The sequence below is a fragment of the Gemmatimonadaceae bacterium genome, from assembly GCA_036273715.1.
In the GTDB taxonomy this organism is placed as follows: domain Bacteria; phylum Gemmatimonadota; class Gemmatimonadetes; order Gemmatimonadales; family Gemmatimonadaceae; genus JADGGM01.
Genome location: DASUHB010000072.1, coordinates 86,408 through 100,209 on the forward strand (window position 1 = coordinate 86,408; position 13,802 = coordinate 100,209).

The 13,802-nt window shown below is 64.6% G+C and carries 14 protein-coding genes; 11 read left to right on the plus strand and 3 right to left on the minus strand.

Annotated features, from left to right (window positions below; genetic code table 11):
* Positions 1–12: 12 nt before the first annotated feature.
* Positions 13–1,938 carry an ABC-F family ATP-binding cassette domain-containing protein gene (locus VFW04_17390; protein ID HEX5181110.1) on the minus strand — a complete coding sequence of 642 codons (1,926 nt, stop codon included), beginning with the start codon at positions 1,936–1,938 and terminating at the stop codon, positions 13–15.
* A gap of 22 nt (positions 1,939–1,960) precedes the next feature.
* The gene (locus tag VFW04_17395; protein ID HEX5181111.1) at positions 1,961–2,311 is read right to left on the minus strand and encodes an arsenate reductase family protein; all 351 of its coding nucleotides are present in this window, start codon (positions 2,309–2,311) and stop codon (positions 1,961–1,963) included.
* A gap of 71 nt (positions 2,312–2,382) precedes the next feature.
* Between VFW04_17395 and VFW04_17400 the strand changes: the two genes are divergently transcribed.
* The 4 genes from VFW04_17400 to VFW04_17415 all read left to right on the plus strand — a co-directional run bounded on the left by VFW04_17400 (position 2,383) and on the right by VFW04_17415 (position 6,193).
* Positions 2,383–3,381 (plus strand): hydrolase, encoded by a 999-nt coding sequence (locus tag VFW04_17400; GenBank protein HEX5181112.1) that lies wholly within the window; start codon positions 2,383–2,385, stop codon positions 3,379–3,381.
* Positions 3,378–5,246 (plus strand): hypothetical protein, encoded by a 1,869-nt coding sequence (locus tag VFW04_17405; protein HEX5181113.1) that lies wholly within the window; start codon positions 3,378–3,380, stop codon positions 5,244–5,246. Before VFW04_17400 ends, VFW04_17405 begins: the two co-directional genes overlap by 4 nt.
* A 113-nt stretch (positions 5,247–5,359) precedes the next feature.
* Positions 5,360–5,836: a hypothetical protein gene (locus VFW04_17410; GenBank protein ID HEX5181114.1), complete on the plus strand. Its 477-nt coding sequence runs from the start codon at positions 5,360–5,362 to the stop codon at positions 5,834–5,836.
* Between the two features lie 75 nt (positions 5,837–5,911).
* Positions 5,912–6,193, plus strand: coding sequence for a hypothetical protein (locus VFW04_17415; protein ID HEX5181115.1), 282 nt, complete (start codon positions 5,912–5,914; stop codon positions 6,191–6,193).
* An 8-nt stretch (positions 6,194–6,201) separates the two neighbouring features.
* On the opposite strand, the gene VFW04_17420 is transcribed toward VFW04_17415, so the two are convergent.
* Positions 6,202–6,492, minus strand: a complete 291-nt coding sequence (locus VFW04_17420) for a hypothetical protein (protein HEX5181116.1) — start codon at positions 6,490–6,492, stop codon at positions 6,202–6,204.
* Between the two features lie 70 nt (positions 6,493–6,562).
* Between VFW04_17420 and mnmG the strand changes: the two genes are divergently transcribed.
* The 7 genes from mnmG (at position 6,563) to VFW04_17455 (ending at position 13,800) form a co-directional block, all read left to right on the plus strand.
* A complete protein-coding gene (gene mnmG, locus VFW04_17425) occupies positions 6,563–8,548 on the plus strand; it encodes a tRNA uridine-5-carboxymethylaminomethyl(34) synthesis enzyme MnmG (GenBank protein ID HEX5181117.1) in 1,986 nt (661 codons plus the stop codon).
* A gap of 73 nt (positions 8,549–8,621) precedes the next feature.
* On the plus strand, positions 8,622–9,338 hold the full coding sequence (locus tag VFW04_17430; GenBank protein HEX5181118.1) for an SIMPL domain-containing protein: 717 nt from the start codon (positions 8,622–8,624) through the stop codon (positions 9,336–9,338).
* 211 nt (positions 9,339–9,549) lie between these two features.
* Positions 9,550–10,392, plus strand: a complete 843-nt coding sequence (locus VFW04_17435) for a ParA family protein (protein HEX5181119.1) — start codon at positions 9,550–9,552, stop codon at positions 10,390–10,392.
* Positions 10,393–10,503: 111 nt separating this feature from the next.
* The gene (locus VFW04_17440) at positions 10,504–11,412 is read left to right on the plus strand and encodes a ParB/RepB/Spo0J family partition protein (GenBank protein HEX5181120.1); all 909 of its coding nucleotides are present in this window, start codon (positions 10,504–10,506) and stop codon (positions 11,410–11,412) included.
* The gene (locus VFW04_17445; GenBank protein ID HEX5181121.1) at positions 11,409–12,221 is read left to right on the plus strand and encodes a M23 family metallopeptidase; all 813 of its coding nucleotides are present in this window, start codon (positions 11,409–11,411) and stop codon (positions 12,219–12,221) included. Before VFW04_17440 ends, VFW04_17445 begins: the two co-directional genes overlap by 4 nt.
* The gene (locus tag VFW04_17450; protein ID HEX5181122.1) at positions 12,205–12,648 is read left to right on the plus strand and encodes a polymer-forming cytoskeletal protein; all 444 of its coding nucleotides are present in this window, start codon (positions 12,205–12,207) and stop codon (positions 12,646–12,648) included. Before VFW04_17445 ends, VFW04_17450 begins: the two co-directional genes overlap by 17 nt.
* 183 nt (positions 12,649–12,831) lie before the next feature.
* Complete coding sequence (locus VFW04_17455) at positions 12,832–13,800, plus strand: BMP family protein (protein HEX5181123.1); 969 nt, start codon at positions 12,832–12,834, stop codon at positions 13,798–13,800.
* The last annotated feature ends 2 nt before the right edge of the window (positions 13,801–13,802 follow it).

Sequence of the window (13,802 nt, forward strand, 5' to 3'; positions counted from 1 at the left end):
CGCCCGCCGGTCTCAGTTGTTGTTCGCCATCGCTTCCCATCGTCCGATTGCGGCATCCAGTTCGCGCTTTGCCGCTTCGAGCTCGGCGCTCAACTCACGAGCACGATCGACGCCGGACGGCGACTTGTAGAGGGATGGGTCCTCCAACAGCGCGGTGAGGGAAGCGACGCGCGCGTCAATCCGCATCACGTCTGCTTCCGCCGCGTCGAGCGCCCGTCGAGCGGCGCGGCTCGCGCGCCCGTCCGTGCGGCGCTGCTCCCGCGCCGCCGCCTCCAGCCGTTGCTCGCGTGTCGGCCGCTTGGATTCAGCCCGCGCCGCGTGCGACTCCTGTGTGCGCTCCGCCACCGCTTGCTCCCAGTCGGCAAAACCTCCCTCGAAGTCCGCGATCCGTTGGTCGCGAAGTGACCACACGCGCGTCGCAAGGCTGCGCAGCAGCGCGCGATCATGGCTCACGAGGATGATGGTGCCATCGTACGCGGACAGCGCGTCCTCGAGCGTTTCGATCGACTCGACATCCAGATGGTTCGTGGGCTCGTCGAGCAAGATGAGATTGGCATGCGCGAGCATGAGCATGGCCAGGGCGAGCCGTGCCCGCTCCCCGCCCGACAGCGTGTCCGTGCTTCGTTGCACGGTGTCGCCCGTGAAACCGAAGCGCGCGAGATGACTCAGCGTCGCGCCGCGCCCCCACAGGGGGCGGAGTGTCCCGATCACGTCGAGCAGCGACCGTCCGGCTGGGACCTGGCTGAGCTCTTGTCGATAGTAGGCGGGCGCGATGGACGCGCCTAACCGAATCGTTCCATCCTCGAGCTCCAGCTCGCCGAGGCTCGCGCGCAGCAGAGATGACTTGCCCGCGCCGTTCGCTCCGACGAGCCCGATCACATCGCCGCGTCGCACGGTGGCGCTGAAATCATCGATCAGAGAGCGGCCGCCTTGCGCAAGGCACACATGATCCGCCACCAGCACTTGATCACCGCCGCGTTCCGCCGCCGACAAGCGAAACGCCATCACGTCTTCCTCGGTCGGCGGCGCACTGAGTCTGGGCATGCGCTCGAGCCGCGTGCGACGTCCTTTCGCCTGGCGGCTGTTCTGGCCGGCAATGTTCCGGCGAATGTAGTCCTCTTCTCCCGCGATCACACGCTGCTGCTGCGCGTACGCACGTTGCTGCGTTAGACGGCGTTCATCGCGCTGGCGGACGAACGCGCGATAACTCCCTGTGTACGCGAACGCGCGTCCATCTTCGAGATGCAGGACGTGGTCGACGACGCCATCGAGAAAGGCGCGATCGTGGCTGATGAGCAGCACGGTCTCGCCCGCGTCCCGAAGATATGCCTCGAGCCACGCCGACGTCTCGAGATCCAAGTGGTTGGTCGGCTCGTCGAGCAGCAGCACGTCGGCTGGCGTCACGAGCTGGCGCGCCAGTCCGACGCGGCCGCGTTCGCCGCCGCTCAACGTCTCGACCAGTTGCTCGCGCGCGCCCTCCGGATCGAAACCCAACCCGTGAAGGACTGCGTCGACGCGAGACGAATAGGTGTATCCGCCCTCGTGCTCGAACCGCTCCAGATCCCGCGCATACGCATCGAGGTCGTCCGGCGTCACCCGGTCACCGAGCGCGCCAATGCGCTCCGCCTGCTCGCCTAACGAACGCTCGAGGGTGATCAGCGCCGAGAAGGGTGCGGCCGCCGCGTCCCACACCGTGCGCGCACTACCGAAATCCCGCAGCTGCTCGAGCAACGCCAGACGCAGGCCGCTCGCCCGGCTCACCGTCCCCGCCGACGGCGCCATCGTGCCCATGATGAGCCGGAAGAGACTCGTCTTGCCGCTGCCGTTGCGACCGATGATGCCCCATCGTTCGCCGGCGCCCACCGTGAACGTCACGTCCGTCAGCAGCGACTCTGCTCCGAACGTGATGCTCACTTGGGACATCGACAGTTGGGTCACGGCCTGCCGCCGCGGCGTGCGGTCACGAACCGGCCACCCACGTCGCCCACTCGGATTCCGCCAGTCCGACCGTCAGCCGCCCCTGGCAGCGCACGAGCGGAGTGCGCAGCGCCAGTGGCTCGTCGACCAGGAGAGCCAGCCAACGCTCATCGGACAGCCGGGCGGAACGAAGTCCGAGATCCGAGTACCGCCGCGACTCTGTGTTCAGGAGCGCGGATACACCAAATCGTTGGGCAAATCGCATGAGCTCCCCGCGCGATGCCGGGCGTTCGGCGAGATCCACGAAGTGCGCACGCACACGACGTTCGGAAAAGAACCGCTGCGCCTTGCGGGTGTCCGCGCATTTGCGCGTACCGAAGATCTGCACTTCCATGGCCGCCTGTCGTGGAGCGAGTATATGTGCGTGCACGGAATCTACATGATCGACACCTCGCGCCCAGACGCGTGAGCGGACCGCTGCGCTATCGACCCGCATGGTGGATACCGGGCGCACACGCCCGCACGCTGTGGGGCAAGGTGATCCGCCGGAGAGCCCGCATCGACACGCACCGAGAACGATGGGACACACCCGACGGTGACTTCATCGATATCGATCGACTCGATGCCGGACCGGAACACCCGCGCGTGCTCCTCTTGCACGGCCTGGAGGGCTCGTCGCGGTCGCACTATGCGCGGGGCCTGCTGGCGGCGGCGCATCGACGCGGTTGGGCAGGCGATGTGTTGGTCTTTCGGTCGTGCGGCGGCGAGCCGAATCGGTTGCTGCGCTCGTATCACTCCGGCGAAACCGGCGACCTCGACTTTGTCATCCGGACGTTGATCGCCGAGCAGCCGGCGCAGCCGATTGTCCTAACGGGAGTATCTCTTGGCGGCAACGTGCTGCTCAAGTGGCTTGGCGAACAGTCCGATACCGTGCCGGCGCAGGTTGTCGCGGCCGCCGCGATCTCGGTGCCGTTCGATCTGGCGCGGGGATCGCGGCACCTGCAGCTCGGGCTCTCGCGACTCTACGAGTCCTACTTTCTGCGCAGTCTGCGGAAGAAGGCGATGGGCAAAGCGGCACGCTTTCCGGGAGACCTCGATACGCGCGCCATCCGGCGAGCGACGACGCTCTGGGACTTCGACGACGCAGTCACCGCGCCGATTCACGGCTTTCGCACCGCACGAGACTACTACGATCAATCGAGCTCGATCCACTGGCTCGCCCGTGTGCGCGTGCCCACGCTGTTGCTCAATGCCGTCGACGATCCGTTTCTGCCGTCGTCCGTGCTCGATGACGTGCGCACCATCGCGGGCACGAACGCTGCGCTGCACATCGAATTCGTCGCCAAGGGCGGACACGTCGGGTTCATCTCCGGCGTCGCGCCATGGCGACCGATGTATTACGCCGAGGCGCGCGTGATCGAGTTTCTCGGCGGTGCGCTCGAAGCGCGCGCGGCGCTCCAGTGACTACAGCGCCTAACGCAACGCTGCCGCCGATGCCGGCGGTCTGGCATCGCTCGCGCGCCGACGAAAGCGCGCAGCAGGCCGCTGCCGTCGCGGCCCGAGGCCGACGCATCGGGCAAATCCGGTTGCTTGCGTTCGCGCTCTTCGTGCTGGCGGCGGCTTGGGCGGTGATCCCGGGAGCACCGTATGGATGGCTCTCGCTGATCGCGACCGGCATCGCCGTCGCCGGCTTCGCCGTTCTCGTTAGGCGCCACCGCGCGAATCGCGCCGCGTTCGCCGCGCTCGATCACCGACGGATCTATCACGAGCGCGCCGTCCGCCGCATCGCGCGCGATTGGGGCGCGCTCCCCCTGCCGCGCGTGACTGACGACCTTACGACTCACCCCTACGCAACCGACCTGGCGATCACGGGGCCATCGAGTGTCCTCCAACTGCTCGACGTTGCATCGTCGGCCCCCGGCCGGCCGACGCTGCTCGGGTGGCTGGTGGGCCCACCGCCCACCGCCGCAACGATCACCGAGCGACAGGCCGCAGTTCGCGAGCTCGCCGCACGCGACGACATCCGAGTCGAGCTCGGCGTGCTCGCCATCGGCATCGGCGATCTCAGTCCGAAGACACTCGAGCGCTTCTTCCTCTGGTGCGAATCCGATGGGCCGCTCTCCGAACGCGGCGCCTTACAATGGAGCGGACGCGCATTCACCGCGTTGATCGTCGCCGCGATGCTGCTGCAGGCGGCGGGGACTCTTGCCCAACCATGGTGGCTGGCCGCGGTCGTCGTTGCGCGCGGCTTCCGTGTGTTCGCCCGGCGGCTCGCGCGGGAGAGCGGCGCGATACCGGCCATCTCGTTTGCTGCGTTAGGCGGTCATCGCGCAATGCTGACGGCGATTGCCGGAACGAAATTCCACGCGCCGCGCCTGGAGGAGATGGCAACCCGCTTTCGCGAAGGGGGCGGCGCCGCAGTCGCGCTTCGACGCGTCGAGCGCATCGCCGCGTGGGCCGAAGTGCGCCAGTCGCCAATGCTTCACTTCGCGCTCGACTGGCTCTTCCTGTGGGACTTCCATGTGGGCGCGGCGTTCGACGCCTGGAAACGAACGTCAGGTCGACATGTGCGCGGTTGGCTCGGAGCCCTCGGCGAAGTCGAAGCTCTCGCCGCTCTTTCGACGCTTGCGTACGATGAGCCGCTGTGGACCTTCCCCGACGTCCACGACGACGAACCCGCCACCGTCGAAGCCGAAGGTATCGCGCATCCGCTGATTGCCGATGCCCAACGCGTCGCCAACGACGTCACCGTTGGACCGCCGGGCACGTTCCTCCTCATCACCGGGTCCAATATGTCCGGCAAGAGCACACTGCTCCGCGCGCTGGGAGTGAACTGCGTGCTCGCGCAGGCCGGCGGTCCGGTCTGCGCGACGCGGTATCGATGCCACACGTTCCGTGTACGCGCGATTATGCGCATCGAAGACTCGCTTGCCGAGGGCGTCTCCCTCTTCATGGCCGAGCTGCGCCGACTCAAGACCGTTGTCGACGACGCGCGCACACACGAGCCCGGCCAACCGCCGGTACTGTATTTATTCGACGAGATCTTGCACGGAACCAATTCATCCGAGCGACGTGTTGCCGCTCGGATCGTGCTGGGCCATCTTCTCGAAGCTGGTGCCGTCGGCGCCGTCACGTCGCACGATCTTTCGCTCGCCGCGGCGGAACCCATTCAGAGCGCGGCCCGCTGCGTGTCCTTCGCTGATTCGATCGATCGCACGAGCGGCACGCCCGTCTTGCACTTCGACTATCGACTCCGTGATGGCCTCGCAACATCGACGAACGCTCTAGCACTGCTCGACCTTGTTGGACTGGGGCCGGATCTCGACTGAGCAACATCGGACATCATTGCAGCATCACCATCGTTTGCGAGCCTCGTATTCGATCCATGCGCGTACTCTTTCTCTCCACGTTCATACTCGGCCTGGTCCTCGGCGTAGTCAGCATGATCGCCGGCATCGATCGAGATCAGCGCCGCGGCCGCTGGGTCAAATATTTCAATCTTCCAACAATCGGCACCGCGGCGATGCTCTTCGGTATCGTCGGTTACCCGTTGGCCATGTACACATCCCTTCAGCCCGGCGCGACTGTCGTGATCGCGGCGGCCGCAGCCGTGGCGGGCGGCATCGGCATGGTTGCGGTAATCGCCGGATGGGCACTGCCGAGCGCTGCGCGTGACGTCCCGGACGAGCGATATCAGCTCCAGGGACACCTGGCCAAGGTCACGAAGTCCATCGATGGATCGGCGGGCGGCCAAATCGCGTTCGAGGTCGAGGGCAAACGTCAGATAGCGACCGCCGCTAGCCTCGACGGAACATCCATTGCCGTGGACGCTGAAGTCGTGATCGAGCGCCTCGAAAATGGCGTGGCCTATGTGGAGCGCTGGACCACGATCGCCAAGCAACTCGAGCTGCCGTCGTAGTCGATCGGGCACCAGGTTCGGACGCTTGCGCGCGTAGCCGGCACTCCGTATATGGTGCAACACGAGGTGCGCCCCATGTCGGATGCGTTGGTCTTCGCAATCGTCTTCATTGCGTTCGTGGTGCTACGCATCGTCGCGGCGACCATTTTCTTCCTCTGCCTGCTGCCGGACGGCGATCGCTGTCCCAATTGCGACACACCCACGCTGCGCGTCCAGTCACGCGGCTGGAATTTGCTCATGCCCTGGTTTCGCACCAGCTGGTGTTATGCGTGCAACTGGGAAGGACTGCTGCGAAACGGCGCGCTGTCTCCTCAAGTCCAAACGCACGAGCAGCCGCGCCACGATGTGAAGACCTGACGTCGGCGTCAGTCCATGCGACCGGCCACCCACACGCCTAACCACGCCGGCCAGTTGCCGCTCATTTCGACGAAATCATCGAAGTAGACAAGACCGAGCGATTCGAGTTGCTCGGTGAGTTGGACGATCGCGTCATCGGCATGAAGCGGTCCAACGGCCACGATTTCTCCCTCGACGCGGAACTCATCCGGCGTGAGCCCGAACGTGGCGTCGATCGCAGCACGCGCCAACCCGGCGCGTTCGAAAGCCGCCTTGCGGATCAGCATCGTGGGCAGGTCCGACGACAGAGAAAGCGGCATGTCTCAAGTTTGTCGCGAGGCGCTCGACGTGTCTACCTGCACGACTGCACCGGGCGATTAGCTTTCTCGCATGAGCGTGCATACCTCCTCCGTTTCAAACCCGGAGATGGATCTGGATGTCATCGTCGTCGGAGCCGGTCATGCCGGCACCGAAGCGGCGGTCGCGGCTGCACGACTTGGTGCGCGCGTCGGGCTCATCACCGCTGCGCTCGAGACGATCGGCCAGATGTCGTGCAATCCTGCCATCGGCGGCATCGCCAAAGGCACGGTCGCGAGGGAAGTCGATGCGCTTGGCGGAATCATGGGCCGTGCGACGGACCTCGCAACGCTCCAGTTCCGGATGCTCAATCGCAGCAAGGGACCGGCGGTGTGGGCGCCGCGTGCACAGTGTGATCGCGGGCTGTATCGTCGCGCCGTCCGATCGCTCCTCGAGGAGCACCCGACGCTGCACACGATCCAGGGCACAGTCGCCCGCCTGCTCATCGATCAGGATGGGCGCCGATCGTTAGGCGTAGAGACGCTCGAGGGCCGGCGTTTCACATCGCGATGCGTCGTCATCACCGCCGGCACGTTTCTGCGGGGCCGCATTCACATCGGCACGGACACCAAGCTCGCCGGCGGACGCGCGGGCGACGCGCCGGCCGTTCATCTCGCGCAGCAACTCGAGGATCTGGGACTAAAGGTTGCGAGGTTCAAGACCGGAACGCCGCCGCGCGTCGACGGCCGGTCGGTCGACCTCACTCGTCTCGAGCGGCAAGACAGCGAAGTGGAGGCGTTCGACTTTACATGGTCGCACTTCTGGCCGACGCCTCGTCGGACTGCCGCCGGCACCAGACATCCCGCGCAGCTGCCGTGCTGGATTACCTACGCCGGCGCAGACGTGAAGCGCATCATTGCCGACAACATCGATCGCTCGGCGATGTACGGCGGAGCGATCGCCTCGCGCGGCCCCAGATACTGCCCGAGTGTCGAAGACAAAATCGTGAAGTTTCCAGACGTCGAACGGCACCAGGTATTTCTCGAGCCGGAGGGACACGACACCGCGGAGCTGTACGTCAACGGGCTCTCGACGTCGCTCCCTGTCGACGTGCAGCTGCAGTTCCTGCACGCCGTCCCGGGTCTCGAGCACGCTCGGATGACGCGCGCCGGGTACGCGATCGAGTACGACTACTATCCGCCGACCCAGCTCGACTCGACGCTGCAACTCAAAGCACTCGGCGGCGTGTATCTGGCGGGGCAGATCAACGGCACCACGGGATACGAGGAGGCGGCGGCCCAGGGCGTGGTGGCCGGAATCAACGCAGCGCGTTCCGCGCACGGCGACGACGCCTTCGTGCTCGGACGCGAAACGTCGTACATCGGCGTGCTGATCGACGACCTGGTGACGCGAGGCGTCGACGAGCCATATCGGCTGTTCACGTCGCGGTCCGAGTTTCGCCTAACGGTGCGGCAGGACAATGCGCTCAGGCGGTTGTCGCCTCGCGCCATGGCGTTGGGCATGCTCTCGAGCGCCGAAATCGCGGCCGTCGAGCGGCGCCTGTGCGACGAGGATCAGGCACTCCGGCTGGCTCGCGAGACGAGCGCGGATCCCGGCGAGGTCGGGATGCTGCTCGACGCCGCGGGCAGTGCGCCGCTCGTGCACGCGGTCCGCATCGCCGAGCTCGCCAAGCGGCACGGGGTGTCGCTCGACGCCGTGATGCGCGCCACGGGCGTCCGCGGCGCGCTCTCGGCGGAGGCCGTGGCGTCGGCCGAGCTGGAGCTCAAGTACGCCGGATATTTCGAGCGAGAGCGGGTGCAGGCGTCGCGGCTGCGGCGCATGGGCGATTTTGCGTTAGGCGCAGACATCGAGTATGCCGGCATGCGGTCGCTCTCGTTCGAGGCGCGGCAGAAGCTGGGCGCCATCCGTCCGTTGACGCTGGCGCAGGCCGCGCGCATCCCGGGGATCAGTCCCAGCGATCTGCAGAATCTGGTGCTCGAGGTGACCAAGCGTCCCGTGTCCCGGGTTCCGGCGGGCGATGCGGCGGACGCCTCGGTGGACGCGGTCTCCGACGATTGACGCAATATTCGCATTCTGTTAATAAAGCGCCCGGCCATTCCGGCCGAGCGGAGCTCATCACGGGAGGTTGACAGTGCGGATCCTTGCGTTCCTCTTGTGCGTCGCGATCGCACATCCGGTTTGCGCACAAGATTCGAGTGCCCGGGGCAGCGTCCAGCAGCGCGGGCCGACGATCACCGCGAGCGGGCACGGCGAAGCCCGCGTCACCCCGGATCGTGCCACGCTGTCGATTGGTGTTCAGACGAAGGCGGCGACGGCTGCCCAAGCGAGTGCCGACAATGCCCGCCGGCAGCGCGCGGTGATCGATGCGCTCAAGGCGTTAGGCATCACCGACCAGCAGATCTCGACGGTGGAATACAGCCTCTATCCGGAGAGCGCGCCGACGACGAACAGCGAGCGTACGCCGCGCATCGTCGGCTACACGGCATCGAACACGGTCAGCGTCGACGTTCGGAAGATCGATCGTCTGGGCGCGCTCATCGACGCGGCGCTCGCCCACGGCGCGAACACGATCAATTCGTTGGAGTTTTCGTCGTCTAACGAAGATGATGCACGGCGAGCCGCGCTTGCCCAGGCCGTCCAGCGAGCGCGCGGCGATGCGGACGCCATGGCAAAGGGCGCCGGTGGCCGGTTAGGCGAACTGATCGAGCTGACATCCCAAGCCGCGCCCCGCCCGATTCAGTTTGGCGCGCGGATGGCATTGGCGGCTGGGTCGGAGACGCCGATCACCCCAGGGAGTGAAACCGTTAGCGTAGATGTTAGCGGCAGGTGGCGATTTATCGAGCCGTAAGTCTATTTGGCGCGCAAGTGATTATATGTTGTTCTTATGCTGTCGCTGAAACTCGCCCACGACTGCTGCAATGTTTCACGTGGAACTCTGCCTTCTGGAGAGTCGATGTTTCACGTGAAACGCGAGAAGGGTCTTCCATTGAAGAATCACTCGTTATATTGGCGGCGCGCGAACGTGTTGTTAGAGACCCTCAGACGGACGGAAGCGACTGGTGGCTAGGGTCATCGCGATTGCCAATCAGAAAGGAGGCGTGGGCAAGACGACCACTGCCGTAAACCTCGCTGCGAGCCTCGCGGTCGCTGAGCAGCGAACCCTTCTGGTTGATGGCGACCCGCAAGGCAACGCGACGAGTGGGGTCGGCCTTGATGGCGAACGAGTCGCGCGCACCGTCTACAACGCCCTGATCGGAGAGTGCCCTCTCTCCGAAGTGATCCTGCGATCAATCCAGTTCGCTCATCTCGACGTTGCTCCGGCGACACCTGATCTAGCGGGGGCGGAGGTCGAGCTGGTCGACAGTCCGCGACGTGAGTTGGCGATGCGCGACGCGATCGCTCCGGTCCGCTCGCGCTACGACTTCATCCTCGTCGACTGCCCGCCGTCACTGGGCGTCCTGACGGTCAACATGCTCGCCGCTGCGGATGCCGTCTTGATACCGGTTCAATGCGAGTACTATGCGCTCGAAGGGCTCTCGCAGCTGCTGAATACGATCCACATGATTCAGCGCGGCGTAAACGCTGAGCTTGCGATTGATGGTGTCTTGCTGACGATGTACGACGCGAGGCTCAATCTCTCTCGCCAGGTCGCAACCGACGCGCGCGAATATTTTGGTCCCAAGGTTTTCGATGCGGTCATCCCGCGGAACGTCCGATTGGCCGAAGCACCCAGCTTTGGTAAACCAATCATTCTCTACGATGTGGCGTCGGCCGGTGCGCAAGCGTATGTCAGCGTCGCGCGGGAGCTGCTCGAGCGCTATCGGCGCAGCGGCGACTTCACACGGGCTGCCTTGCTTAGCGATCGTCCCTCGATGCCGGACATCCCTGCGAGAGCCGACTGACTCGAGTCACTTGGGTCCGGCCGCTCTTCCGGGCGAACGGACTGCTGCGTTCTTGAAGCGACGATCGAGGCGGTTATGAATCCGCTCGAGACCATTCACCCACATCCGTAAATGTCTACTGACAAGCCTCGCCGCTTAGGGCGCGGCCTCGAAGCGCTGCTGGCGACACGCCCCAATCAGAGCACGACTGAACAGGTCAGCCGAGGGCAGCTTCAGCGTATAGCCGTCGCGCGGATCCATGCGAATCCGTATCAACCGCGTACAGAATTCAAGCCGAATGAGCTCGCGGAACTCGAGGCTAGCCTCAAGGCGAACGGGCTGCTTCAGCCGATAGTCGTTCGCCCGCGACCGAACGGGGACGGTTTCGAGCTGATCGCCGGGGAGCGGCGTTTGCGAGCTGCGACCAAGATCGGCTGGGAGGACATCCCAGCGGTAGTGAGGGACATCGACGACCAGATGCTTCTTACGCTCGCCTTGGTCGAGAACCTCCAGCGGTCAAACCTGAACCCGATCGAAGAGGCGTTAGGATATCAGCGTCTTATCAGTGACTTTACACTAACACAACAGCAGATTGCAGAGCTCGTCGGAAAGGACCGGACGACAGTTGCCAACATCTTGCGGCTCCTGAGCTTACCGGAATCGGTGCGACGCATCCTCCAGGACGGCCACATTACGCTGGGACACGCGCGTGCTCTTCTCGCGATCACCGAGGAGCGTGAGCTGATCGCCCTTGCCAACGAAATCGTTGCCAACGGGATGACGGTGCGCGACGTCGAACAGCGAGCTCGCGCCGGACAATCTCCGCGTTCGCGTCCGCGAGCGCGTCGAGGCAGTGCCAAGACCGAAACGCCGGCTGAGGTACGTCGCGTCGGCGAAGAGCTCCGACGGCATTTGCAGACAGACGTATCCATCCGTCAGCGCGACTCGGGACGCGGGGCAATCGAGATCGTCTTCTATTCCGCCGACGATCTCGATCGAATTCTCGATCTCATCCTGGGAAGCAGCCGAGACGCGATGTGACGAACGACCCCAGCGAAAAACTGTCTGGACGCGGTTACGGCAATATCTACACGCCGCATGCTGGTTCGATGATCATCCAGGTGCAGCGTGAAAGCGGACTGGCCAATCGAACCATTATCCTAACGCAGCGCCAGGTTCGTCTCCTTCGCCGCGGCGCGTATGCGCTCGGGACGCTTCTCGCCATCGTCGTACTGAGTTGGTTTTTCCTGGCGACCCAGGCGGCGCGGGTTCCCGGACTGACGCATCGCGTTCAGACCCTTCAACACGACGTCACGCGCCTCGACACGCTGCAAGCGGCGCTCACGGCGCTCGAGGGAAGATTTCAGCAAGTACAGCACATGCTTGGCGCCACTACGCCGACAGCGACGTCGGCGGCCGCACCGAGCGCGAAGGCTGCCGACTCCACGGACGAGTCGATACCGAGTCACTGGCCGCTCGCCGTCGCCGGTACTATTGTCGCTCGCGACGACACGACGGCATCGAGCAGCGGAATGGACATCGAGGCACCGCCAGGCACCCAAGTTCGTGCCTCGGGCGCCGGCTCGGTCGTCGAGGTCAGTGTCGATTCTTCGGGCAGCGCCACACTCCGCATCGCACACAGCGACGGGTATGAGACGACATACGCCGACCTCCGCGACGTGCGAGTGACCCAGAAGAGTCGGGTCGCCGCCGGCGCCGTCCTCGGTGTGTTAGGCGGCCAGACCGGTACCCTTCCCCCGCACCTTCACTTCGAAGTGCGTCACAACGGCACGAGCGTCGATCCCATGTCGCTCATGAAACAAGGACCCTCGAATGGCGATCTTCAATAAGGACGCGCGCGCATCGGACGAGGCGCGGGGCGCCTCGCACGGCGGCGGAAGCAGTTCATCGCTCTCGATCATCGCCGCAGGAACCAGCATCGACGGCGACATTGAAACGGAGGGCGTGATTCGCGTCGAAGGACGCGTCGAAGGCTCGATCAACGCCGGCAGACAGGTGCTCATAGGCCGCCAGGGCGAGGTTCGTGGCGACATCACGACGCGGGAGGCGGTCATCGGAGGTACGGTTCAAGGTACGATCACTGCCAGCGAACGCCTCGAGGTGCAGAGCACCTCGGTCATACACGGCGACATCAACACGCGAGCGATCGCCGTCGTGGAAGGCGGCCGGATCAACGGGACGGTTCGGATTTCGGATGCCAAAGAGCACGTCGAGTCGGATGTCGCCGAAGTGGCGGCTCTCGCGGTTGGGCGCTAGCGGTCCACTCCGCAGTCGGCCAGGTCCGGCGCTAGGTTGAAGGCGATAACCCACAATTGGTTATCGCCTTCCTTGTTTTTTACACGTCCATAACGCCATACAAATCAATCCATTATGCCAAGTGTGCACAGCCGAGTGCGACTGTTCTCCACATTGTTCCACATTTCCGCAATCGCATGCGTGATGACCGGTTGCGGGACTGGCGCGGGTGCTGGTGCAGCTGATTCGACCGCGTTCAAGGTGGCTCTTCTTACTCCCGGTCCTATTTCCGACCATGCCTGGAACGCCGGCGCGTATCAAGGTCTACTCCGCATTCGAGACAGTCTTGGCGCGCATATCAGCAACATCCAAGTGAAGACGCCTGCGGACTTCGAGGAGAACTTTCGGGCGTACGGAGCGCAGGGATACAATCTCGTCTTCGGCCATGGATTCGAGTTCCAGGATGCCGCTTCGCGCGTGGGGCCCGAATTTCCGCATACGGTCTACATAACGACGTCTGGCAATCGCTCCGGCGCCAACGTCGCTCCGATGATTTTTGGGTTCGAGGAACCGTCGTACCTGGCCGGCGTCATCGCGGGAACGCTCTCGCATTCGCGCGTCGTCGGTGTCATTGGCGGAACCGATCTTCCGCCCGTCAAGAGCAGCTTCCTGGCCTTCACGGCGGGCGTGCATGCGGTGGATCCGCGCGTTACTGTGCTCACGTCGTACATCGGGAACTGGGATGACGCGAGCGCTGGAAAAGAGCAGGCGTTGGCACAGATTCAGCGCGGCGCGGACTTCATTTTCCAGAACGCCGATGCTGCGGGGTTGGGTATCTTCGAGGCCGCGAAAGAATCGAAGAACGTGTACGTTTTCGGGGCGAATTCCGATCAGAGCAGCGTTGCTCCAACCGTCGTGATCGCGAGCGTCGTGATCGATCTGCCGCACGCGTTCCTAACGGTGGCGCGTGAAGTGAAGGCCGGGACCTTCAAGCCTGGGATACTCTACTTGGGAACACGCTCGGACGTGACCAAGCTCGTGATCAACCCTGCGCTCGCGTCGCACATTCCGCCTGGGCTGCGGGCGACGCTCGACACCACTCGCCAAGCGATTCTCGACGGGCGCGTTCGCCCGCCGCGCATCGAGTTCGTCGACTCGACTCATTCGCGCTGAGC

Coding starts and splice junctions, on each gene's coding strand:
- VFW04_17395 (HEX5181111.1), bottom strand. CDS start 2,311: ATGGAAGTGCAGATCTTCGGTACGCGCAAATGCGCGGACACCCGCAAG.
- VFW04_17410 (HEX5181114.1), top strand. CDS start 5,360: ATGATCGCCGGCATCGATCGAGATCAGCGCCGCGGCCGCTGGGTCAAA.
- VFW04_17415 (HEX5181115.1), top strand. CDS start 5,912: ATGTCGGATGCGTTGGTCTTCGCAATCGTCTTCATTGCGTTCGTGGTG.
- VFW04_17420 (HEX5181116.1), bottom strand. CDS start 6,492: ATGCCGCTTTCTCTGTCGTCGGACCTGCCCACGATGCTGATCCGCAAG.
- mnmG (HEX5181117.1), top strand. CDS start 6,563: ATGAGCGTGCATACCTCCTCCGTTTCAAACCCGGAGATGGATCTGGAT.
- VFW04_17440 (HEX5181120.1), top strand. CDS start 10,504: ATGTCTACTGACAAGCCTCGCCGCTTAGGGCGCGGCCTCGAAGCGCTG.
- VFW04_17450 (HEX5181122.1), top strand. CDS start 12,205: ATGGCGATCTTCAATAAGGACGCGCGCGCATCGGACGAGGCGCGGGGC.
- VFW04_17455 (HEX5181123.1), top strand. CDS start 12,832: ATGACCGGTTGCGGGACTGGCGCGGGTGCTGGTGCAGCTGATTCGACC.